This is a genomic window from Elioraea rosea (assembly GCF_007644105.1).
Classification (GTDB): Bacteria; Pseudomonadota; Alphaproteobacteria; order Acetobacterales; family Acetobacteraceae; genus Elioraea_A; species Elioraea_A rosea.
This window is the reverse complement of the sequence record NZ_VFAC01000004.1, coordinates 142,173-161,519: the sequence shown is the minus strand read 5'-3', so window position 1 is coordinate 161,519 and position 19,347 is coordinate 142,173. Positions and strand designations below refer to the sequence as shown.

21 protein-coding genes are annotated in these 19,347 nt (G+C 70.6%); 6 read left to right on the top strand and 15 right to left on the bottom strand.

All coding sequences use genetic code 11. From position 1 onward, the window contains the following. The 10 genes from FIF60_RS05195 to FIF60_RS05150 all read right to left on the bottom strand — a co-directional run. Nucleotides 1-271: GcrA family cell cycle regulator (locus tag FIF60_RS05195; protein WP_239451492.1), on the bottom strand; the 271-nt coding region annotated here is incomplete at its 3' end. 135 nt (nt 272-406) lie between these two features. Beyond that, nucleotides 407-1,357 carry an acetamidase/formamidase family protein gene (locus tag FIF60_RS05190; protein ID WP_144184551.1) on the bottom strand — a complete coding sequence of 317 codons (951 nt, stop codon included), beginning with the start codon at nt 1,355-1,357 and terminating at the stop codon, nt 407-409. A 91-nt stretch (nt 1,358-1,448) separates the two neighbouring features. Then, the gene (locus FIF60_RS05185; protein WP_144184549.1) at nt 1,449-2,225 is read right to left on the bottom strand and encodes a heme ABC transporter ATP-binding protein; all 777 of its coding nucleotides are present in this window, start codon (nt 2,223-2,225) and stop codon (nt 1,449-1,451) included. Next, nucleotides 2,222-3,271, bottom strand: a complete 1,050-nt coding sequence (locus FIF60_RS05180; RefSeq protein ID WP_239451491.1) for a FecCD family ABC transporter permease — start codon at nt 3,269-3,271, stop codon at nt 2,222-2,224. Before FIF60_RS05180 ends, FIF60_RS05185 begins: the two co-directional genes overlap by 4 nt. Next, nucleotides 3,268-4,149, bottom strand: coding sequence for a heme/hemin ABC transporter substrate-binding protein (locus FIF60_RS05175; RefSeq protein ID WP_144184545.1), 882 nt, complete (start codon nt 4,147-4,149; stop codon nt 3,268-3,270). Before FIF60_RS05175 ends, FIF60_RS05180 begins: the two co-directional genes overlap by 4 nt. Beyond that, nucleotides 4,143-5,198, bottom strand: coding sequence for a hemin-degrading factor (locus FIF60_RS05170; protein WP_204251113.1), 1,056 nt, complete (start codon nt 5,196-5,198; stop codon nt 4,143-4,145). The genes FIF60_RS05175 and FIF60_RS05170 overlap by 7 nt, the downstream gene beginning before the upstream one ends. Nucleotides 5,199-5,228: 30 nt before the next feature. After that, on the bottom strand, nt 5,229-6,218 hold the full coding sequence (locus FIF60_RS05165) for an energy transducer TonB (RefSeq protein ID WP_239451496.1): 990 nt from the start codon (nt 6,216-6,218) through the stop codon (nt 5,229-5,231). A 9-nt stretch (nt 6,219-6,227) separates the two neighbouring features. After that, on the bottom strand, nt 6,228-8,270 hold the full coding sequence (locus FIF60_RS05160) for a TonB-dependent hemoglobin/transferrin/lactoferrin family receptor (RefSeq protein ID WP_144184542.1): 2,043 nt from the start codon (nt 8,268-8,270) through the stop codon (nt 6,228-6,230). 100 nt (nt 8,271-8,370) lie between these two features. Beyond that, nucleotides 8,371-8,481, bottom strand: a complete 111-nt coding sequence (hemP, locus tag FIF60_RS22025) for a hemin uptake protein HemP (RefSeq protein WP_239451490.1) — start codon at nt 8,479-8,481, stop codon at nt 8,371-8,373. Between the two features lie 176 nt (nt 8,482-8,657). Continuing rightward, nucleotides 8,658-9,545, bottom strand: coding sequence for a TauD/TfdA dioxygenase family protein (locus tag FIF60_RS05150; protein ID WP_144184538.1), 888 nt, complete (start codon nt 9,543-9,545; stop codon nt 8,658-8,660). A gap of 196 nt (nt 9,546-9,741) precedes the next feature. Between FIF60_RS05150 and FIF60_RS05145 the strand changes: the two genes are divergently transcribed. Genes FIF60_RS05145 through FIF60_RS05125 form a run of 5 tightly spaced genes read left to right on the top strand, consistent with a single transcriptional unit; the run spans nt 9,742 to nt 14,211 of the window. Beyond that, a complete protein-coding gene (locus FIF60_RS05145; protein ID WP_144184536.1) occupies nt 9,742-10,215 on the top strand; it encodes a methylated-DNA--[protein]-cysteine S-methyltransferase in 474 nt (157 codons plus the stop codon). Between the two features lie 46 nt (nt 10,216-10,261). Next, on the top strand, nt 10,262-11,239 hold the full coding sequence (locus FIF60_RS05140; RefSeq protein WP_144184534.1) for a quinone oxidoreductase family protein: 978 nt from the start codon (nt 10,262-10,264) through the stop codon (nt 11,237-11,239). A 13-nt stretch (nt 11,240-11,252) separates the two neighbouring features. Next, nucleotides 11,253-11,720, top strand: coding sequence for a cupin domain-containing protein (locus tag FIF60_RS05135; RefSeq protein ID WP_144184532.1), 468 nt, complete (start codon nt 11,253-11,255; stop codon nt 11,718-11,720). Continuing rightward, nucleotides 11,717-12,370: an RluA family pseudouridine synthase gene (locus FIF60_RS05130; protein ID WP_144184530.1), complete on the top strand. Its 654-nt coding sequence runs from the start codon at nt 11,717-11,719 to the stop codon at nt 12,368-12,370. Before FIF60_RS05135 ends, FIF60_RS05130 begins: the two co-directional genes overlap by 4 nt. Before the next feature lie 32 nt (nt 12,371-12,402). Beyond that, on the top strand, nt 12,403-14,211 hold the full coding sequence (locus FIF60_RS05125) for an ABC-F family ATP-binding cassette domain-containing protein (RefSeq protein WP_144184528.1): 1,809 nt from the start codon (nt 12,403-12,405) through the stop codon (nt 14,209-14,211). Between the two features lie 36 nt (nt 14,212-14,247). Here FIF60_RS05125 and FIF60_RS05120 read toward each other — a convergent pair whose 3' ends face one another. Further along, entirely contained in the window at nt 14,248-14,589 is a 342-nt protein-coding gene (locus FIF60_RS05120; protein WP_144184526.1) for a hypothetical protein, read from the bottom strand. 182 nt (nt 14,590-14,771) lie between these two features. Between FIF60_RS05120 and FIF60_RS05115 the strand changes: the two genes are divergently transcribed. Next, the gene (locus tag FIF60_RS05115; RefSeq protein ID WP_144184524.1) at nt 14,772-15,263 is read left to right on the top strand and encodes a PEP-CTERM sorting domain-containing protein; all 492 of its coding nucleotides are present in this window, start codon (nt 14,772-14,774) and stop codon (nt 15,261-15,263) included. On the opposite strand, the gene FIF60_RS05110 is transcribed toward FIF60_RS05115, so the two are convergent. Genes FIF60_RS05110 through FIF60_RS05095 form a run of 4 tightly spaced genes read right to left on the bottom strand, consistent with a single transcriptional unit; the run spans nt 15,260 to nt 19,136 of the window. Next, nucleotides 15,260-16,108: an NHL repeat-containing protein gene (locus tag FIF60_RS05110; protein WP_144184522.1), complete on the bottom strand. Its 849-nt coding sequence runs from the start codon at nt 16,106-16,108 to the stop codon at nt 15,260-15,262. The genes FIF60_RS05115 and FIF60_RS05110 overlap by 4 nt on opposite strands. Before the next feature lie 16 nt (nt 16,109-16,124). Then, nucleotides 16,125-17,639, bottom strand: coding sequence for a tripartite tricarboxylate transporter permease (locus FIF60_RS05105; RefSeq protein WP_144184520.1), 1,515 nt, complete (start codon nt 17,637-17,639; stop codon nt 16,125-16,127). A gap of 7 nt (nt 17,640-17,646) precedes the next feature. Beyond that, nucleotides 17,647-18,108 (bottom strand): tripartite tricarboxylate transporter TctB family protein, encoded by a 462-nt coding sequence (locus tag FIF60_RS05100; protein WP_144184518.1) that lies wholly within the window; start codon nt 18,106-18,108, stop codon nt 17,647-17,649. A gap of 17 nt (nt 18,109-18,125) precedes the next feature. Continuing rightward, on the bottom strand, nt 18,126-19,136 hold the full coding sequence (locus FIF60_RS05095) for a Bug family tripartite tricarboxylate transporter substrate binding protein (protein WP_144184517.1): 1,011 nt from the start codon (nt 19,134-19,136) through the stop codon (nt 18,126-18,128). Nucleotides 19,137-19,347: the final 211 nt, after the last annotated feature.

Sequence of the window (19,347 nt, the reverse complement as noted above, 5' to 3'; positions counted from 1 at the left end):
CGGGCGACTGGCCGAGGGCGGGGCGGGAGACGGGCAGCATCGGCATGGGCCGCGGCATGGCCGGGCGCGCGACGACGCGGGGTGCGCGCGGCGGCACGGGCTGCCCCGGAACGCGGCGGATCGGCGAGGGGCGCGCGGCGAGATTGAGCCTGTGCGCCTTGCCGACCACGGCATTCTTCGAGATGCCCATCCTCCGGCCGATCTCGGCGGTCGAGAGCCCTTCCGCCCAGAGCTGACGCAGCGTGGCGATTGCTTCCTCGGTCCAATCCATCCCGCGGGCTCCCACTGGTTTCTGCCTTCCCGACACCAGATACGGTATCAGAGAGCCCTGGCCGCATACAATCCGTTGTGACGGCGCGGTCGAGAGAAACTTGTGGACAACTCACACGCACCGGTTGTGGACCACTCAGATCAGGTCCTTGCGCAGCATCCCGTGCACGCCCTTGATGCCGTTCACCGTCTGCGTGACGCGGAAATCGGCCGCGAGCGAGCAGAGCTGGTAGGCATCGAGCGGCGAGAGGTTCGAGCGCGCGGCTATGAAGGCGATCATTTCGCGCAGCGCCTGCTTCATGGCGAGGTCGAGATCCTCGTTCATGCCCATCGAGATGTAGTGCGTCGCCGTCTCCGCCCGCGGGAAGGACAGAAGCGGGGCGGAACCCTTCTTCTTGTGCAGCACGAAGGTGAACGTGCCGTCGAGGCACATCTCGAGCGCGGTGATGCAGACCTCGCCATCGCCCTGAACCCCGTGCCCGTCGCCCACCGAGAAGTTCGCGCCGGGCACGAACACGGGCAGGAACAGGGTGGTGCCCGCGACGAGCTCCTTGTTGTCGAGATTGCCCGCATGCTCGCGTGGCGGGTTCGACGCGATGCGCCCATAGGCAGGCGGGGGTGCGACGCCCATCACCCCGAAGAACGGCGACAGGGCGAGCTCGGTTCCCCAGGGAAGCCTGCAGCTGTTGCGCGCGCGGTCGACCGGGATGGTCAGGATGCGGGTGAGCGGGAAATCCTCAGGCAGCGTGCCGACGAGGGGACGGACGGCGTTGTAGCCCCAGTCCGCACCCGGGGTGATCGCCTCGATACGGACCTCGAGCATATCGCCCGGCTCGGCCCCCTCGATCGCGATGGGCCCGGTGAGGATGTGCGCGCCGAGCTCCGGCGCGAGGCGCTCGTTGATCGCCTTCAGCGCGGGCGGAACCGTCAAGCCGCTTGCCTTCTCGGGGAACGTCTCCGTCCGTCCTGACACGCAGGTGACGTCGACCCTGTCACCCGAGGCGATGGCGAGCACCGGTTTCACATCGGCCCCGAAATAGCCCCAGTGGACGGTCTCCGGCGAGGCTTCGAGGCGATGCTGTGCCATGGAGGCTCCGGCGCATGTGTACGGTGATGCTCCATCGCAGCAAGCGGCCGGTGCGTCGTCAACCCGCGAGCTACGCAGGGCCGTCGCGCGGTCAGGCGGCGAGGAAGGCGATGTCCCGCGCGCTCCCGCCCTCGAGGCGCCTGACGCTGATGCCCCAGACGCGCGAGACAAGCGCCTCGTCGAGCACGGCGTGCGGCGCGCCGTCGGCCACGATCGTGCCGCCCTCGAGAACCAGTACGCGGTCGCACCAGGCGGCGGCGAGCGAGAGGTCATGCAGCACCGCGAGCACGGTGGCGCCCTGCACCGCACGCCGCGAAGCGGCGCGAAGGATGGCGTGCGCATGGGCAAGGTCGAGGCTCGAGGTCGGCTCGTCGAGGAAGAGCGCTGTTGTCGCCGGGTCGGGGCCGGAGAGCTGGGCGAGAACGCGGGCGAGCTGCACGCGCTGCGCCTCGCCTCCCGAAAGCGTCGCCATCATGCGGCTCGCAAGGTGGATGACGCCCGCCTCCTCCATCGCCGCGGCGATTGCGGCCTCGTCCTCCGCTGCGCTCGCGGCACCTGCATGGGGCGTGCGCCCGAGCCGCACGACGTCCTCCGCCGTCAGCGGGAAGCCGAGCATGGTCGATTGCGGCAGCACCGCGCGACGCCGTGCGAGCTCGGCAGGGGGGATCGCGGCGACGGGAAGCTCTCCGAGGCGAACCGTTCCCGTGTCGGGGCGAAGCTCGCCCGCGAGCACGCGCGTCAGCGTCGACTTGCCTGCGCCGTTCGGGCCGACGACGCCTGTGACGGCGCCCTGGGCGAGTGACAGCTCGGCGACGGCGAGAAGCACCCGCCCGCCGCGCGCGACGCGGAGACCTCTTGCCTCGATCATGACCCGTCCACCGCAAGGCGTTGGCGGAGCAGCAGTGCGAGGAAGAATGGCCCGCCGATCAGCGACGTCACGAGGCCGATGGGCAGTTCCGCAGGCGCGAGCACGGTGCGCGCGGCGGTGTCCGCTGCGACCAGGAGCGTTGCGCCGACCAGGGCGCTCGCGGGCAGGACGAAGCGGTGATCGGCGCCGCGCGCGAGCCGGCAGAGATGCGGCGCGACGATGCCGACGAAGGCGATCATCCCCGCGGCAGCGACCGAGGCACCGACGGCCAACGCGACGAGCACGACGGCGAGGCGCTTCACGCGCTCGACCGGGATGCCGAGCGTCAGCGCCTCTCGCTCGCCGAGAATCAGCGCGTTCAGGGCGCGGCAGAGAAGCGGCGCGGCGAGCAGAAGCGGAAGCGAGGCGGCGGCGACGAGCACAAGCTTCGCATGCGTCGCCCCCGCGACGCTTCCCATCGTCCAGAACAGAATGTCGCGGAGCTGCATGTCGTCGGCGGCGAAGATCATCGCGCTCGTCACCGCGCCGGCCAGCGCGTTGAACACGATGCCGGCGAGAAGCATCGCGCCGATCAGCACGCGGCCCTCGACCGTGGCGAGCCGCTGCACCAGCAGCGTGACGGAAAGCGCGCCGGCGAAAGCGGCCGCGGCGCCGGCATGGGGCCGTGACCATTCGGGAAGTAGCGCAGCGCCGAGAACGATCGTCGCGACCGCGCCCATCGCACCTCCCGCAGAGACGCCGAGCAGGCCGGGGTCGGCGAGCGGGTTTCGGAACATGCCCTGCATCACCGCGCCGCCGACGCCAAGCACGGCGCCGATAACCGCCGCGGCGAGCGTGCGAGGAAGGCGGAGCGCCTGCACGATGGCGACATCGCGCAGCGGCGCGTCGCCCGCGATCGCGGCGAGCACGCGGCCAGGCGACAGCGGAACAGGCCCGGTGGCGAGCGCCGCGATGACGGCGAGCGCGAGCAGCAAGGCAAGCACTGCCAGAGCGGTGCTCGTGGAGAGCCGCCGCCGCGCGGGCAAGGCGAGTGCGGAGCGGGTCACGTGTGCTCCGCCAGCCATGGCCGTGCGGGAAGGCTGCCAACGCTGTCGCCATGCAGCGCCGCGGCAAGGTCGCGCGCCGCATGTGCCGTGCGCGGGCCGAAGCCAAGCAGATAGAGGCTGTCGAACACGATCACCCGCCCCCCGCGCACCGCGGCGAGCGGGGCGAGCGCGGGAATACGTGCGAACCCACCTTCGCCGCCCAGCGCCTCCATCGTGTGCGTCGTCGTCACCAGCGCCTCGGGATCGGCGGCGAGCAGTGCCTCGGCAGAGACAGGCTTGTAGCCGCGATAGGCGGTGATGGCGTTGCGCGCGCCCGCGAGGCCAAGCATCGCGTCCGCAGCCGATGCCGTACCGGAGGCTTGCGGCGCGCCGCCGCCGGCGGCGAGGACGAACACGGCGGAGGGGCGTCGCTGCAGGCCAGCGACGATGCCCGTGAGCGCATCGAAGTCAGCGGCGATCGCCTGCGCCATGGCGTCGCCGCGCGCCTCCGCGCCAAGTGTCGCCGCGAGAACGCGCACCGCCGCGATGAGGCTGTCGCGGCCAGTGACGCGTGGCGCGCGAACCACCCGCACGCCCGACCGCTCGAGCTGCGCCACCGCCTCCGGCGGCCCCGCCTCGTTGGCGAGGATCAGCAGCGTCGGCGAGGCGGAGAGAACGCCTTCCGCGCCGAGCGAGCGGAGATACCCAACCTGCGGCAGTCGCGTCAGCCGGCGTGGGAATAGCGCGGTGCTGTCGGCGGCGACGATGTCGCCCCCGGCGCCGAGGGCGACGACGATCTCCGCGATGCCACCTCCTGCCACGACGATGCGCCGTCCGTGAGCGCGCGCCGTGCCGGCGAGCAGGACCGGTGCAGCGAGGGCTGTGCGTCGGCTCAGCATGGCGTAGGCTCCGCAAGCGTGACGGCGGTCGCGAGTGCGCGCCACGCCTCGTCCTCCGCCTGCCCTGGTTTGCGCTTGCCGAACAGCATCAGCACGAGCTGGTCGTCACGATCGAACGCCTCGATGGAGGTCACGATCCCGTCGACTGTCGGCTTCCGCACGAGCCAGGCCGAGGCGAGGCCATCGGTGCGAAGATGCAGGTTGAAGCGCGGATCGAGCACGTTGAACCACGGGCCGCGCATCTCCACGCGCCGGACAGGGCCGCTGTGGATCTGGATCGTGCCGGGGTTGTTGACGAACACCATCACCGGCAGCGACGAGCCCGCCGCGGTCTCCAAGGCGCGCACCGGTGCGCGGGTGCCGATGGGCGCGGCGAAGTCCTCGCCCGCAAGCCGCATCGCCTGGTGTCGCGTCACGTCGAAGCGCCGCAGAAGGCGGATGAAGTCATGCGTGTCGGGGAGCGTCGCCCAGGCCTCGCGCAGCCCCGCGCCATCGACCGCCGCATCGGCACGTGGCGCCCTGGGCTGCTGGGCGGCGATGAAGGCGGGAACCGCCTGGTCGTCATCGGCGAGCTCGTGCGCGATCGCGGCGAAGACCTCGGCATCGGTTGCCTCTGTGGCGAAGATCTTGTGCGTCGCAATGCCCGCTGCGTCGAACACCTGAACCGACCCGCGCGGGCTGCCAGGGCGGCCGGCCGGAACGAACCAGGCATGCGCCCAGTACGCGAGGAACAGGCGGAGGTCGATCTCGTCGCCGACGATCAGCCCGACCTTGCCGTGCACCTCCGCCGTGCCATAGGTGCCGTGGCGCTCATGCACCACGGTTTCGTTCCGCGTCAGCGCCATCACGTCGCCTGTGCGCGAGATGGCGGCCAGCAGGCCGGCCCAGTCGTGGCGGAGGCGCACGGCACCTTCGGTGGAGGCGACGAGCGCAGCTTCCGGAACGCCGAGCCTCGCTGCCGCATCGCGCACGCGCAGGCCCGGCCGCTCGGCCCGCAACGCTGCGAACCGCTCGGCGATCGCGGCGCCGCCATCCAGTGCAGGCATCATCGACTCTTCTCCTTTTCTTTCGGTCTCGTATCAGCCGAGCCGGAAATGCACCGGCACCTCGACCCAGGCTGGAACCGTCCTGCCGCCGACGGAGGCAGGACGGAACGCCCAGCCGCGCACGGCGGCCAGCGCCGCACGGTCGAGCAGCGCGACCCCGGATGACCGCTCGAGCCTGATCTCGACCGTTGTGCCGTCGGGCGAGACCAGCGCGCGGATCAGCACCGTCCCTTCGAGCCCGCGCGCGACGGCGGCAGGCGGGTAGGCGGGCGGCCGGGGGGGATGGCGGAAGGCGGGGTTGGTGACGAGTATCGGCAGAAGCGCGGCACTTCCTGCAGAACCGGCGCTTGCCTGCGATGCCGACGATCCGCTCGTCGCGGCGGCCGATGCGGAAGTGGAAGGAGCGCCGCGGCGTGGTGGTGCGCGGCGCTGCTCCACTGTTTCGTTTCGCGCCGCCGGTGCGCGCTTCGGCGCTGCCTCGCGCACGGGCGCGGGTGGCCGGGGCCGGCGTTCGGCGCGCTGCGCCGGCTTGGCCTCGGGTGGCACCAGTTCGGCGACAGGATCGGGCTCCGGACTCTCAGCGACCGCTTCGGCTTCGGCAAGCCGCGGTGCCTCGGGTTCCGGAAACGGCACAATCGGCTCCGCTTCGGTCACGCGCGCGATGTCGGGTTCGGGAAAGGCGGGCAGGGGCTCCGGTGAAGGATCGACGAACCGCGCCTCCTCCGGCTCGGGCATCGGCTGCGGCGGCGCCTCGTCAACCAGCGCGGCGGTGACGGCCGGTGCCTCGTTCTCCGCTCCCTCCTCGGCAAGCGCATCGGTGACGCCGCGCACTGGGGGGCCGACGACCTCGAAGGTGGTGGCAGGACCGCCCGCGGCGCCGATGCCCTCTCCGAGTTTCGCCCCGCCGCCGGCAACGCCAAGCACGAACGGAAACGCTGCGGCCGCGTGGACGAGAAGCGAGAGCGCGAGCGCGTGCGCGCGATCGTCCCCCCCGGACGCCGCCGCAAGCCGCTCGCGCCGCATCGCGCGCACTCAGAACTGCGCGCGCAGCGCAACCTTCAGGTTGCGCCCGACATCGTAGAACTGCGACGGGTTCGCGCCGCTGTCCCAGGACAGGCGTCGGTAGGCATGGTCGAACACGTTGTCGAGCCCGACATCGAGGCGCCAGCCTTCGAACGGTCCCTCCGTCGGCGCATAGGTCGCGAACAGGTCGAGCAGGCCGTAGCCGCTTGTGGGGTAGGAGGGTTGCGGCTTCTCCGACTGCGTCGCGGTGGCGAGCACGCGCCCGCCCACCGTCCAGCCGCTCTCGAGGAAGCGGTGGCCGAGCGTGACCGCCACCTTGTGCTGCGGGATCAGGCTGAGCGGACCGCCCTCGGTCTTGTTCTCCCCATCCAGTGCCGAGGCCCCGAGGGTCGCGAACCAGGGACCGCTGTCGTAGCCCGCCTCGACCTCGATGCCTCGGATGCGCGCGCGAGAGACGTTGCGCGCCTGCGTCGTGGTCGCCCCGACGACGAGCTCGATATAGTCGTCGATGTCGTTCTGGAACACCGAGAGGCGCGCGCGCAGCGAATCGCGCGGGCTGAACACGTCGCGGAAGCGGAGATTGAGGCCGGCCTCCTTGTTCCGCGCGATCTCGGGCCTGAGGTCCGGGTTCGGAATGAAGTTGTTGAAGGTCGGGAACGGGAAGAAGCTGATCGGGAAGTGCACGCCGGTCTGGTAGAGCTCGACCAGCGAGGGCGCGCGGAACGCCTCGGAGTACGAGACGTAGGGCTGCGCCCAGGGCGTGACCTGCCAGGCGAGCGACACCTTCGGGCTGAGGTGATCCTCGGAACGGTTCTGCTGCCCCTGTGCCTCCTGTTCATAGCTGTCGTAGCGAAGGCCGAAGGTTGCCGTCACGGGCCCGATGGTTATCGCGTCCTGGACGAAGAGGCCGATGATCGTCTGGTTGGCCTTCGGAAACGCCGTGCGCGGCGCGCCGTTGCGCGTGCCCTCCTGGTCGTCGCGAAAGGCGTCGATGCCGTAGGTCAGCGCATGGCGCTCGAACCCAGCGAGCGAGAAGCGCGAGGTGTTCTGAAGGTCGAGGCCGAAGGTCTGGTAGTCGGTCGTGTCGAAGCGGCCGTCATTCGGCACCACGCGTCGTTCGTCGATGCCAACCTCGGTGTAGTAGGCGGTGAAGCCGGCATCGGCCCAGTCCTGCCCGGGCGGCGCGTAGCTGCCGGAGACGGCGATCTGCTGCTGCCTGAGCCGGCGCTTGGCTATGTTGGTCGCGTCGGTCGTGTTGGCCGCGACCGGGATCGTCGTGTTCTCGCCGAAGCCGATCACCGAGACGCCGAGGCGTATGCCGTCGCCCACCGTGTAGCCGAGCTTCGCGAGGCCGGAGACCGTATCGGCAGCGGAATAGGGAATGTCCTGGCCGATTCCGTCCTCGAAGTCCTGCGCGGTGCGGCCGATGAGCGAGGCAGCGCCATCGAGCGCGCCGGAGCGGAACGCGGAGGTGAGGCCGCCCTGGTACTGGCCGTTGTTGCTCTGCCAGCCGCCCGAGGCGATGCCGGTGAGGTTTTCGCCTGGGCGGAGCAGGTCATCGGCCTCGACGGTGCGCATCTGGATCACGCCGCCCAGCGCGCCCGAGCCGTAGAGCATCGAGCCTGGCCCGCGCACCACCTCGACCTGGCGCAGCAGGAACGGGTCGAGGAAGAGGCGGCCGCGATGGCCGGAGGAGAAGTTCTGCCGCACGCCGTCGACGCGGATGACGACGCGATCGTCGCCCAGGCCACGGATCTGCGGCTGCATCACGCTGTTGCGGGGAAGGCCGTCTGCCTCCACGCCAGGCATGTCGAACAGGAGGTCGTTCAGGTTCTGCGGCTGGCGGCGGAGGATCTCCTCGCGCGGCACCACGCTTACCGGCGCGGCGACGTCGCCCGCCACTTCCGGCGTGCGCGTCGCGGTGGTGACGACGGCATCGAGCGAGGTCACGCCCTGCGGCGCGGGCGTCGTCGCGGGTGCGGTCTGCGCGGCGGCGCCGCCGGAGAGAATGGTGGTCGAGAGGATCAGCAGTCGGAACATCGGCGCCCGCATGGGCCGGCCACTCCTTCGCGATGGTCGTTTGCGATGGGCTGGCTGGCTGCCGGCGCGGGGCCGGTGGCTGGCTGGCTGGCGCCTCCCCGGGAGGCACCGGCTACTTCGTCAGGATGAGCTTTCCCGTGCGGGTAATGCGCAGGCGGTAGATCTCTCCCCGGTGATCGATCTCGAGTTCGGCCCGTCCCTCGAACAGCGTTGTGGTGCTCACGCGCGGTGCAGCCACCGCCGCGGTCTCGCGCGGCTCAGGGGAAGGCGTCTCGGTACCGGTCACGAGCGCGTGTTAGCCGATTTGCGAGTGACTCGCAATTGCAGATTTGCGCCGCCCAGGAAGAAGGGGCCCGCGCTGGGCACGCCCCCCTGCGCCGGTGAGTCAGCCGGATGTGTTCAGGCGACCTGTTCGAGCGTCGAGACCTCGTCGGACACGGTGGTGCGCCGCATGTCGCGCACCTGCGTCGCGTCGTAGCGGCGGGCGCGATGCATAGTCGCGCGGTTATCCCACATCACGAGGTCGAAGGGCCGCCAGACATGCGCGTAGACGAACTCGCGCTGCGTCGCATGCTCCGTCAGGTCGCGGATCAGCATGCGCGCCTCGGGAACCGGCATGCCGTCGATCGCGCCGATATGGGCAGAGAGGAACAGGCTCTTCCTGCCCGAAACGGGGTGGCGGCGCACCAGGCGCTGCTTCACCGGGGCGCATTGCCGCATCTCCTGCTCGGTGAACTCGGTGAAGCCGAGCGCGCCGCGCGAATAGATCTGGCTGTGCTCGCAGACGAGGTCCTGGATCATCGCCTTGGTCTCGTCGTCGAGTGCGTCATAGGCGGCGCGCATGTCGGCGAACTCCGTATTGCCTCCCGCGCCGGGAATCACGCGGGCCGAAAGGAGCGAGTAGCGCGCTGGGGCCGCCTTGAAGCTCGAATCCGAGTGCCAGAGCATGTTGCCGAGGCTGAACAGCCGGCGGCGGTCATCCCGCGCCATCACCTTGCCCGACTGGTCGAGGTTCGAGATGTCGTTCAGCGCCATCGAGATGCGCCGCTCCGCCACCGGCCGGAGGTCGCCCGTCGCTTCCTCGAGCGGGCCGAAATGGCGGCTGAATGCCACCTGCTGCTCGTCGGTGATGCGCTGGTCGCGGAACACGAGCACGGCAAACCGTGCCATGCCTGCGTCGATCGCGGCGGCATCGGCCGGGGTGATCGGCGCGGCGAGGTCGATGCCGGAGACCTCGCCGGCGAAATCCGGCCGCGCGGGGTCGATCGCTGCGATGGAGATGGCCATGGGTGTCGTCCCTTCCCTTGCGCGCCCCTCTCCGGGCAGGCGCTTCCTGGGCGATGCTAGCGCGGGCGCGGCGGCCGATCAGCCCCCGATGGCCCGACCGGTCAGGGGGTGGCTTGACGCCCGGCCTGCTGCGGCGCGAAATCGCCCTCCGCCGTGGCCGGCCCTGCCTTCCGCGGCCCGCAATAATGGGATCGTCGTGCCGCATCTGACGCTGCACTCACCGCTCGGCGAGATCACCGTCTTCGAGGAGGACGGGCGGATCGTCGCGCTCGACTTCGGGCGCGGCGCCGGCGTGGCGGAGGCGACGCCGCTGCTTGCGCGGGCCAGGCGCCAGCTCGACGCCTATTTCGACGACCCCCGGTCGGCGTTCGACCTGCCGCTTGCGCCCGCGGGAACGGCCTTCCAGAGGAAGGTGTGGGACGAGATGCTGGCGATCCCGCCAGGCCGGACGCGGCGCTACGGCGAGATCGCCGCCGCGCTCGGCAGCTCCGCCCGCGCCGTGGGCGGTGCCTGCGGCGCGAACCCGATCCCGATCATCATTCCCTGCCACAGGGTCGTCGGCTCGGGCGCGCTCGGCGGCTATTCGGGCGGCGAGGGAGCGGATACGAAGCGCTATCTCCTCGCCCACGAGCACGCCGACGCACCGCTCCTCGCAGCGCCGGCACACTGACACCGCAACCAGGCTAGAGACGACACAGAGAGACCGGGAGCGACCGATGCATCACGCCATTCGTATCCATGAGCATGGCGGCCCCGAGGTGCTGCGCTGGGAGCAGGTTCCGGTTCCCTCCCCTGGCCCGGGCGAGGCGCTGGTGCGCCACGCGGCGGTCGGGCTCAACTACATCGACGTCTATTTCCGCACCGGCCTCTACAAACCCCCCTCGCTTCCGGCGACGATCGGCATGGAGGGAGCGGGCACGGTCGAGGCCGTCGGCGAGGGCGTGACCGACATCAAACCGGGTGACCGTGTCGCCTACGCCACCGCGCCGATCGGCGCCTATGCCGAGTTCCGCACGATCAAGGCCGAGCGCCTGGTGAAGCTGCCCGACGCGATCAGCTTCGAGACGGCGGCGGCGATGATGCTTCAGGGCATGACGGCCGAATACCTGCTGCTCCGCACCTTCAAGGTGCAGAAGGGCCAGACGATCCTGATCCACGCAGCGGCGGGCGGCGTCGGCCTCATCATGTGCCAGTGGGCCAAGCATCTCGGCTGCACGGTGATCGGCACGGTCGGGTCGGACGAGAAGGCCGCGCTTGCCCGCGCACATGGCTGCGACCACCCGATCGTCTACACGCGCGAGGATTTCCAGGCGAAGGTGAAGGAGATCACGGGCGGCAAGATGCTGCCGGTGGTGTACGACAGCGTCGGGCGCGACACGTTCATGAAGTCGCTCGACTGCCTCGCGCCCTACGGCATGCTCGTCGTGTTCGGCAACGCCTCCGGCCCCGTGCCGCCGTTCGAACTCGGCATTCTCGCGGCCAAGGGGTCGCTCTACGTCACGCGCCCGACGCTCGCAACCTACACCGCCAAGCGCGATGAACTCGCCGGCAGCGCCTCGGCGCTGTTCGACGTGGTGCAGAAGGGCGCGGTCAAGATCGAGGTGAACCAGCGCTTCCCGCTGAAGGACGCGGCGGAGGCGCATCGCGCGCTCGAGGCGCGGCGGACCACAGGCTCGACGCTGCTGATGCCCTGAGAGGGAGGGGGAGATGGCGCGCGCCGTCGACACGCACGAGATCGAGGAAAGGGGCGGCACCTCATACCCAGCGCCGTTCCATGCGGCGGTCGCGGGGCGTTTCTCGCGCCGGCTCGGCGATGCGTTCTCGCTGACGCAGTTCGGCGTCAACCTTGTCCGCCTAGCGCCGGGTGCGGCGAGCAGCCTTCGCCACGCCCACAGCGCGGAGGACGAGTTCGTGATGGTGCTTGAGGGCACGCCGACGCTGATCACGAATGACGGCGAGCAGCCGATGACTCCCGGCATGGTCGTGGGGTTTCCGTGCGACACCGGGGACGCGCACTGTCTCGTCAACCGCACGGAAGTTGACGCGGTGTTCCTCGTCGTTGGAACCAAGGCCAGGGACAGCGATGTCTGCGCCTATCCCGACGTCGACCTCCACCTTGCGCCAGGGCGGGATGGCCGCCGCCGCTTCCTCAGGAAGGACGGCACAGCCTGGTGAAACCCGTGATCCTGCACCGCGACGAGGCGGTGCTGGTGATCGACAAGCCGGCCGGGCTGCCGACGCATCGCGGCCCCCGGGCGCGCGCCTCGGTGGAGGATGGTCTCGAGGCGCTGCGCGAGGGCAAGCGGCACCGGCCGGAGCCCGCCCACAGGCTCGATGCCGACACCGCAGGCTGCCTCGTGCTCGGCCGCACCAAGCCCGCGCTCGCCGCGCTCGGCCGGCTCTTCGCGGAAGGGCGCGTGGGCAAGACCTACTGGGCGGTGGTGCAGGGCGGACCCGAGGCGGAGGAGGGCGTGATCGACCTCTCCCTCGCCAAGGTGAGCTCGCGCGAACGCGGCTGGCGCATGCGGCCCGACCCTGCCGGCCTGCCTGCCGTAACGCGGTTCCGCGTGCTCGGCCGCGGCGCGGGCACGACGTGGCTCGAGCTCTCGCCGCAGACGGGGCGGACGCACCAGCTTCGCATCCATTGCGCCGCCTCCGGTTTCCCGATCCTCGGCGACGCGCTGTACGGCCGCGCCGCGCCGGAGGGGCTGCAGCTTCTCGCGCGCGCCATCGTGATACCGGGCTGGGACGGGCGGCCGGAGATCCGGGCCGAGGCGCCGGTGCCGCCGCACATGCGGGCCGCGCTCGCCGCCTGCGGCCTGTAGCCCTGGCGGCCTCGCTGGCGTAGAGAGCCGCCATGGCTCCGCCTCTTCTCGCGCTCCAGGACATCGCGCTCACCTTCGGCGCGACGCCACTTCTCCGCTCCGCCTCGCTTGCCGTGGGGGAGGGGGACAGGCTCGCGCTGGTCGGCCGCAACGGGGCGGGGAAATCGACGCTTCTCCGCATCGCCGCCGGGCTGATCGAGGCCGATGCCGGCACGCGCTTCCTCCAGCCCGGTGCGACGCTGCGCTACCTGCCGCAGGGCGCCGATCTCGCCGGCTTCGAAACGACGGGGGCATATGTCGAGGCAGGGCTCGCCCCGGGTGACGACCCCTATCGCGGCCGCTACCTGCTCGCACAGCTCGGCCTCACCGGAGCGGAGGATCCTGCCGCGCTGTCGGGCGGCGAGGCGCGCCGCGCGGCGCTCGCCCGCGCGCTGGCGCCGAACCCCGACATCCTGCTTCTCGACGAGCCGACCAACCATCTCGACCTTCCCGCCATCGAGTGGCTCGAGGCGGAGCTTCGCGCCTATCGCGGCGCGCTCGTCCTGATCAGCCATGACAGGCGGTTCCTCGAGCGGCTCTCCCGCGCGATGGTCTGGCTCGACCGCGGCGAGACGCGGCGGCTCGAGCAGGGCTTCGGCGCCTTCGAGGCCTGGCGCGACGAGGTTCTCGCGCAGGAGGAGGCCGAGGCGCACAAGCTCGGGCGCAAGATCGCGCGGGAGGAGGACTGGGTCCGCTACGGCGTCACGGCGCGGCGCAAGCGCAACGTCCGCCGCATGGCAGAGCTCCGCGCTCTGCGCGAGAAGCGACGCACCCGCGTGATCCCGACGGGCCGCGCGAGCGCCACGGCCGCGGAGACAGACGGCTCGGGCAGCCTCGTGATCGCCGCCGACCAGATCACGAAACGATACGGGGAGCGTACGATCGTCGCGCGCTTCAGCACGCGCATCATGCGGGGCGACCGTGTCGGCATCGTCGGCGCGAACGGCACGGGGAAGACGACGCTTCTCTCCATGCTCACCGGCGCGCTCGCGCCCGACGAGGGCTCGGTGCGCCTCGGCGCGGGGCTCGCGATGGTCGCGCTCGACCAGTCCCGTGCGAGCCTCGACCCGGAGAGGAGCCTCGCCGACACGCTCACCGGCGGCGGCGACATGGTGCGCGTCGGCGACACGATGCGGCACGTGATGGGCTACCTGAAGGAGTTCCTGTTCCTTCCCGAGCAGGCGCAGACGCCGGTGGGCAAGCTCTCGGGCGGCGAGCAGGCGCGCGTGATGCTCGCCCGCGCGCTGGCCGAGCCCTCCAACCTGCTCGTGCTCGACGAGCCGACGAACGATCTCGACCTCGAGACGCTCGACCTCCTGCAGGAGCTTCTCGCCGAGTATCGCGGCACCGTGCTCGTGGTCAGCCATGACCGCGACTTCCTCGACCGTGTTGCGACATCGGTGATCGTCTCCGAGGGCGAGGGGAGGTGGCAGGAATATGCGGGCGGCTACTCCGACATGCTGGCCCAGCGCGGCGAGGGCGTGACGCCGCGGAGCGCCCCGCCCGCGCAGCAGAAGCGAGCCGAGGCCTCCCGCCAGGCGGCACCGGCCCAGGAGGCGAAGCGGAAGCTCAGCTTCGCGCAGCAGCACGCGCTGAAAACGTTGCCTGCGCGCATCGAGGTGCTTGCGGCGGAGATCGCGAGGCAGAACGCCATCCTCGCCGATGCGGGCCTCTACGCGCGCGACCGCGCGGCCTTCGACCGCGCCTCCGCCGCGCTCGCCAAGGCGCAGGCGGATCACGCGGCGGCGGAGGAGGAGTGGCTTGAGATCGCGCTGCTCGCCGAGGAGATCAACGCGGGCTGAGTGCTTCGGACACAGTCTGCCCAGGGTTGATCCCGATCAATCCGTTCCACGTGCCGACGGCCTATCCATGATGCTGCACGTTTCGTTGCGGCCTGGAGAGGAGTTCGAACGATGCACCGCAGAGCTGTTCTCGCCCTGGCCTTCGCAGCGCTGCCGGGGCTGGCCTTCGCCCAGCAGCCGCCAGCGCAGGTGGGCGCACGCCATGAGCAGATGCTCGGGCAGGATTTCGACGATCTTCCGCCTGGAGCCCGAGAGCGCGTCCAGAACGCGTTCCGGCAGGACTCGCCCGATCTCGACGATGGGGCGATCCGCCAGCGGTGGAATGCCATGACGCCCGACCAGCGCGGCCAGACGTTGACGGCGCGGGATAGGGCGCAACGGGGCGCCGGCGGGCGTGGGCCGGGACCGGGACGCGGGCCTGGCGGAGCAGCGGGCCCTGGCCCTGGCCCAGGCCCAGGCACTGGCCCTGCGCCTGGCCCGGGACGGGGCGGGCCCGTCCGCTGAGTGCCGCCCTGCGCGGCGGCCTCGCGCGCGTCGGGCAGCCAGGTCTCTCGACGCTGGTGTCGTTCGGCGAGACCATCCCCGGTGCGGTGAACGGCTCCGGAACGTCGCTGAACCGCATCGGCGAACCGCTCTCGTTCGACGGGCGACGCCTGGCCTTCCGGGTTGCATGGGGCACGGAGACACGGACGGTGACACTGGCCTGCCCCGCCGAGGCGCTCAAGCCTGCCGAGGCGGGTGAGGAGGCGCTCACCGCGCTGTTCTTCGACTTCGCGAACGGCGCGAGCCCGTCCGAGCTCCTCGCCGAGGGCATGCTCGGCGAACTCGTCGATCCCGAGGCGGCGGGCCTGCCGATCACCTCGATCGCTCTCGAGCGTGACGGTTTCCGCGACGGCAACTTCGTCATCAGCGTCAGCATGGCCGACGAGGAGGCGAGCTGGGCGGGGGTCTATATCGCCCGCGTCCCGGTGCAAGAGCCGGCGAGCGCTGCGCTCCTGCTTGCTGCGCTGGGCATGATCGGCGTGGCCGCGGGGCGGCGCCAGGCTGCCTAGACGGGTACGAGCCGCGTCAGGCGGGGCGGGTTCTGCTCGCTGAGCAGGATCGCCCCGTCCGGCGCGGCCCACATGCCGTGCGCGCCGTTCAGCACCGGGCGGCAGCGGCCGAGGAGCGCGCCGGTGCCATCGACCAGCGAGAGCCTCGGCACCTGGTCTGTCACGTAGAGCCCGCCGCCTGGCGCGCCGTGCACCGACATCGGCTTGTGGTGGTCGCGCCAGTCCGCAAGCCACCGCCCCGAGGCATCGAACACCTGGACGCGGTTGTTCTCGCGGTCTGCGACCGTCACGCGGCCATCGCCCAGAACCCAGATGCCGTGCGGCGTGGTGAACTGGCCCGGTCCCTCCCCCGGCTCGCCCCAGCGCCCGAGCGGCGTGCCCTCGGCCGTGAAGCGATGCACGACCGAGGCTCCGTAGCCGTCAGCGATGTAGATCGAGCCGTCCGGCCCGAAGGCGACGTCGCAGGGCGCGTTGAACGGCTCGCCCGGGCGGTGCCGCGCGCCGAGGCCGCCGAGGCGCTTGCCTGCCCGGTCGAATACGATGATCTCGTGCGCGTCGCGATCGACCACGAACACCCGGCCGTCGGGATGGACCGACAGCATGTGCCCGTCGGCCACGTCGTCGCCGCCCCAGGCATCGAGGCGCCGCCCATCGGGGGCGAGCACCACGACGGCCGGGCCCGCGGGGCCGACAGAGGGATCCTGGCGAAGCTGGCAGAACACCGTGCCGTCGGCCGCGCAGGCGACGTCGCTCGGCACCCCCGCGCCGGAGGGGACGTCGCCCCAGGGGCGCTCGACGCGGTAGTGGATCTCTCCGAGTGCGACGATCAGCTCATGGCGCGGCATCTGCCTCTTCTTCCGGTCAGCCCACGCCGATGAGATCCTTCGCGCGGCGGCGCCTGCGTTCCTGCCACGCCGAGACGCCGAGAGACAGGCACATCAGAAGGATGATGCCGATGGCGGCAGGGTGGTTCAGCACCTCCGCCGGGTCGCCGCCGGCGAGCTGCCAGGCGCGGAGCATCTCGGTTTCGATCAGCCGCCCCAGAAGCAGCCCGACCACGACCGCGGCGACGGGATAGCCCGCCGACGACATGAGCCAGCCGAGCACGGCGAAGACGAAGAGCGTCGCCGGCCCCGCGATCGAGCCCTCGATCGCGAACGAGCCCATCGTCGCCATCACGAGCACGCAGGGGATGAGGAAGCGCAGCGGCAGCCGGACGATGGCGGAGGCGCAGAACACGAAGCCCGTGCCGACGAAAAGCAGGAGCACGGCCTGGGCGAAATTCGACAGGATGATCGCGTAGACGATGTCGCGGTTCTGATCCATGAAGCGCGGCCCGCCGACGACGTTGTGCATCGCGAACGCGGCGAGAAGGATCGCTGTCGCGCCGCCGCCGGGGATGCCGAGCGCGAGCATCGTCGCCATCGAGCCGCCTTCGGAAGAGCTGTTCGCGCTCTCCGAAGCGATCACGCCCTCGGGGTTGCCCTTGCCGAAGCTGTCGCGGTCCTTCGAGGCGCGGCGCGCCTCCGCGTAGGAGAGAAGGTTCGAGATCGAGGAGCCGACGCCCGGCGCGGCGCCGACCAGCGCGCCGATCATCGAGCCGCGGATCAGGGTGACGGGGTGGCGGAAGGTCATCATTCCACCCGCGATGATGCGGCGGAGGCTGATCTGCCGGTCCTCCTCGGATTCCACCAGGAAATGCGTGTTCACGAGACCGAAGAGCTGGCTCGCTGCCAGCAGCCCGACCATTGCGGGAATCGTCGGCACGCCGTCGAGCAGCTCGGGGATGTTCGCCGTGCCGCGCAGGTAGCCGGCCGTGTTCATGCCGACCGTGCCGATCAGGATGCCGATGCCTGCGGCGAACAGGCCGCGGCTGAGCGACTTTCCGCCGAGCGAGCCGAGCAGGATCATTCCCCAGATGGCGATCGCCGCCATCTCGAACGGCCCGATGCGAAGCACGAGCTCGGCGAGGGGCTGCACGAGAACGAACAGCACGATGTAGCTGCCGAGCACGCCGAGGCAGGAGGCAACGAGGGCGAGGCCGAGCGCCTCGTTGTGCTTGCCCGCGCGCGCCATCGGGTAGCCGTCGAACGTCGTCGCGACCGCCGAGGACGTGCCGGGGATGTTCATCAGCACGGCGGGCACCGACCCTCCGAAGCCAGCGCCGGTGTACACGGAGGTGAGGAAGATGATCGCCGGCAGGAACTCCATGTAGAGCGTCGCGGGCAGCACGAGCGCCATCGCCATCGACACGGAGATGCCCGGCATCGCGCCGAAGACGAGGCCGATGAGCAGCCCCGGAATCACCCAGATCCAGGCATCGAGCGAGCCGGCGAGAAGGGCGACGGCCGAGCCGGCTGCATCGAGATCGATCATCGCGCGCCTAGAGAAGGGTTGTGGGGAACGGGTAGGGCACGAGCGCGCGGAAGCCGAGGATCGCGGCGGCGGTGAAGATCAGCGGGAAAAGGACGAGCACGAGCGGCCGCCTCTCGCCGCCGATCCATAGCCCGGCGCAGACGAACAGCGCCATCGCGATGTCATAGCCGATGCGTTCGAGGGAGAAGATGAACGCGCCGAACGCGGCGACCATGGCGAGAACGCGCGCGCGACCGGCCCAGTCGGCCTTGGAGGGGCCTTCATCCGTCTCGCCGCGCCTGATGCAGCCATAGGCGATCACCGCCCAGAGGATCAGGACGATGATCGCCGTCGGCTGCAGCAGCAGCAGGTTCTGCGTCGAGAGAGAGACCGAGCGCGCGTCGATCAGGTAGGCGAGGGCAAGCCCGGCCAGCGCGGTGACCAGCGCAAGCTGGCCCCATTCGATCCGGATGCCGCCCCCTTCGCGCATCGCCGCGACCGCCGTTCTCAGGCCTGCTTCAGGAGGTCGGAGTACTTCTCCATCAGCGAGGCGGAGCGGAGATAGGCCTGGTTCGAGGCTTCCGGCCCATACCAGGTGGTGGCGAGTTGCTGGCCCTTCAGCGTCGTGACGCATTCGGGGTCCTTCGTCGCGCGCTCGATCGCCTGCGCCATGATGCGGTAGCGCTCGGGCGCCGCGTCGCGGAACTTCTTCGAGACGACGAAGCCGCGCTGCGAGCCATCGACGAACTCGTCCGCGAAGCCTGCTGCCTTGGCATGGTCGGTGATCAGCGGCGTCTCCTCGAAGCCATCGACCTTCTCGTCGGCGAAGGCGAGCAGCGGCCGGATGCGGTCCTTCACCGGCAGGAAGCCCTCGCCGCCGACGAAGCCGACATCGACATGCCCGCCCATCGTCGCGGTGCGCGCCGGGCCGCCGCCGTCATAGGTTACGATGCGCATGCGCGAGCGGTCGATGCCGTGGCCCTGCATCAGCAGCGCAAGGTTCACGAGGTCCGCCGAGGCCGGCTGGACACCGACGCTGATCGAGCGCGGGTCGCGCTTCAGCTGCGCGATCACCTCCTCGACCGTGTTGAACGGCTTGTTTGTCGCGCAGGCGAGAAGCGTGGAATCGCGCGAGGGCAGGTTGATCATCCAGAAATCGTCGGCCTTGTACTGCGCGTTCCGCGTCAGGATCGACAGGGGAATGAACGGCCCGGCCGAGTGGACCATCACCATGTACCCGTCATCGGGCTGCTGCAGGTAGAACATGTTGCCGAGCATCGTCGACCCGCCCGGGCGGTTCTGCACGACGACGGGCTGGCCGAAATGCTTCTGCAGGAACGGCGCGATGGCGCGGGCGTAGCGGTCGTTGTAGCCGCCGGTCGCGAAGGGCACGAGGATGGTGAGCGGCCGCTCGGGGTAGGCGCCCTGAGCGCGCAGCGTGGCAGGTGCTGCGAGCGCGGCGCCACCGGCGGCGGCGAGCAGCGTGCGGCGCGAGACGGCGTTCCGGCGTAGGGTCATGCGCGTTCCTCCCGTAGGGTTCCCCCTTGGCGCTGCGTGGCGAAGGGGTGTTCGTTTCCGGGTCCATCTCTAGGCCGGGGAACTGTCAACCGTCAACGCTGGTCGTTTCGCCGCGGTTGGGCGACGTTTTCTGCCCATTTCCCATGCCCAGGCCGACGGGTAGCCGCCATTGTGTCAACCGTTGACACTTTGCAGCATCGCGCAGAGCCTG

What these genes read in the sequence shown, in the direction of transcription:
- FIF60_RS05105 (WP_144184520.1), bottom strand. Translation starts at nt 17,639, where the DNA reads ATGATCGATCTCGATGCAGCCGGCTCGGCCGTCGCCCTTCTCGCCGGC.
- FIF60_RS05170 (WP_204251113.1), bottom strand. Translation starts at nt 5,198, where the DNA reads ATGATGCCTGCACTGGATGGCGGCGCCGCGATCGCCGAGCGGTTCGCA.
- FIF60_RS05135 (WP_144184532.1), top strand. Translation starts at nt 11,253, where the DNA reads ATGGCGCGCGCCGTCGACACGCACGAGATCGAGGAAAGGGGCGGCACC.
- FIF60_RS05100 (WP_144184518.1), bottom strand. Translation starts at nt 18,108, where the DNA reads ATGCGCGAAGGGGGCGGCATCCGGATCGAATGGGGCCAGCTTGCGCTG.
- FIF60_RS05185 (WP_144184549.1), bottom strand. Translation starts at nt 2,225, where the DNA reads ATGATCGAGGCAAGAGGTCTCCGCGTCGCGCGCGGCGGGCGGGTGCTT.
- FIF60_RS05160 (WP_144184542.1), bottom strand. Translation starts at nt 8,270, where the DNA reads ATGCGGGCGCCGATGTTCCGACTGCTGATCCTCTCGACCACCATTCTC.
- FIF60_RS05125 (WP_144184528.1), top strand. Translation starts at nt 12,403, where the DNA reads ATGGCTCCGCCTCTTCTCGCGCTCCAGGACATCGCGCTCACCTTCGGC.
- FIF60_RS05140 (WP_144184534.1), top strand. Translation starts at nt 10,262, where the DNA reads ATGCATCACGCCATTCGTATCCATGAGCATGGCGGCCCCGAGGTGCTG.
- FIF60_RS05110 (WP_144184522.1), bottom strand. Translation starts at nt 16,108, where the DNA reads ATGCCGCGCCATGAGCTGATCGTCGCACTCGGAGAGATCCACTACCGC.
- FIF60_RS05150 (WP_144184538.1), bottom strand. Translation starts at nt 9,545, where the DNA reads ATGGCCATCTCCATCGCAGCGATCGACCCCGCGCGGCCGGATTTCGCC.
- FIF60_RS05190 (WP_144184551.1), bottom strand. Translation starts at nt 1,357, where the DNA reads ATGGCACAGCATCGCCTCGAAGCCTCGCCGGAGACCGTCCACTGGGGC.
- FIF60_RS05175 (WP_144184545.1), bottom strand. Translation starts at nt 4,149, where the DNA reads ATGCTGAGCCGACGCACAGCCCTCGCTGCACCGGTCCTGCTCGCCGGC.
- FIF60_RS05165 (WP_239451496.1), bottom strand. Translation starts at nt 6,218, where the DNA reads ATGCGGCGCGAGCGGCTTGCGGCGGCGTCCGGGGGGGACGATCGCGCG.
- FIF60_RS05095 (WP_144184517.1), bottom strand. Translation starts at nt 19,136, where the DNA reads ATGACCCTACGCCGGAACGCCGTCTCGCGCCGCACGCTGCTCGCCGCC.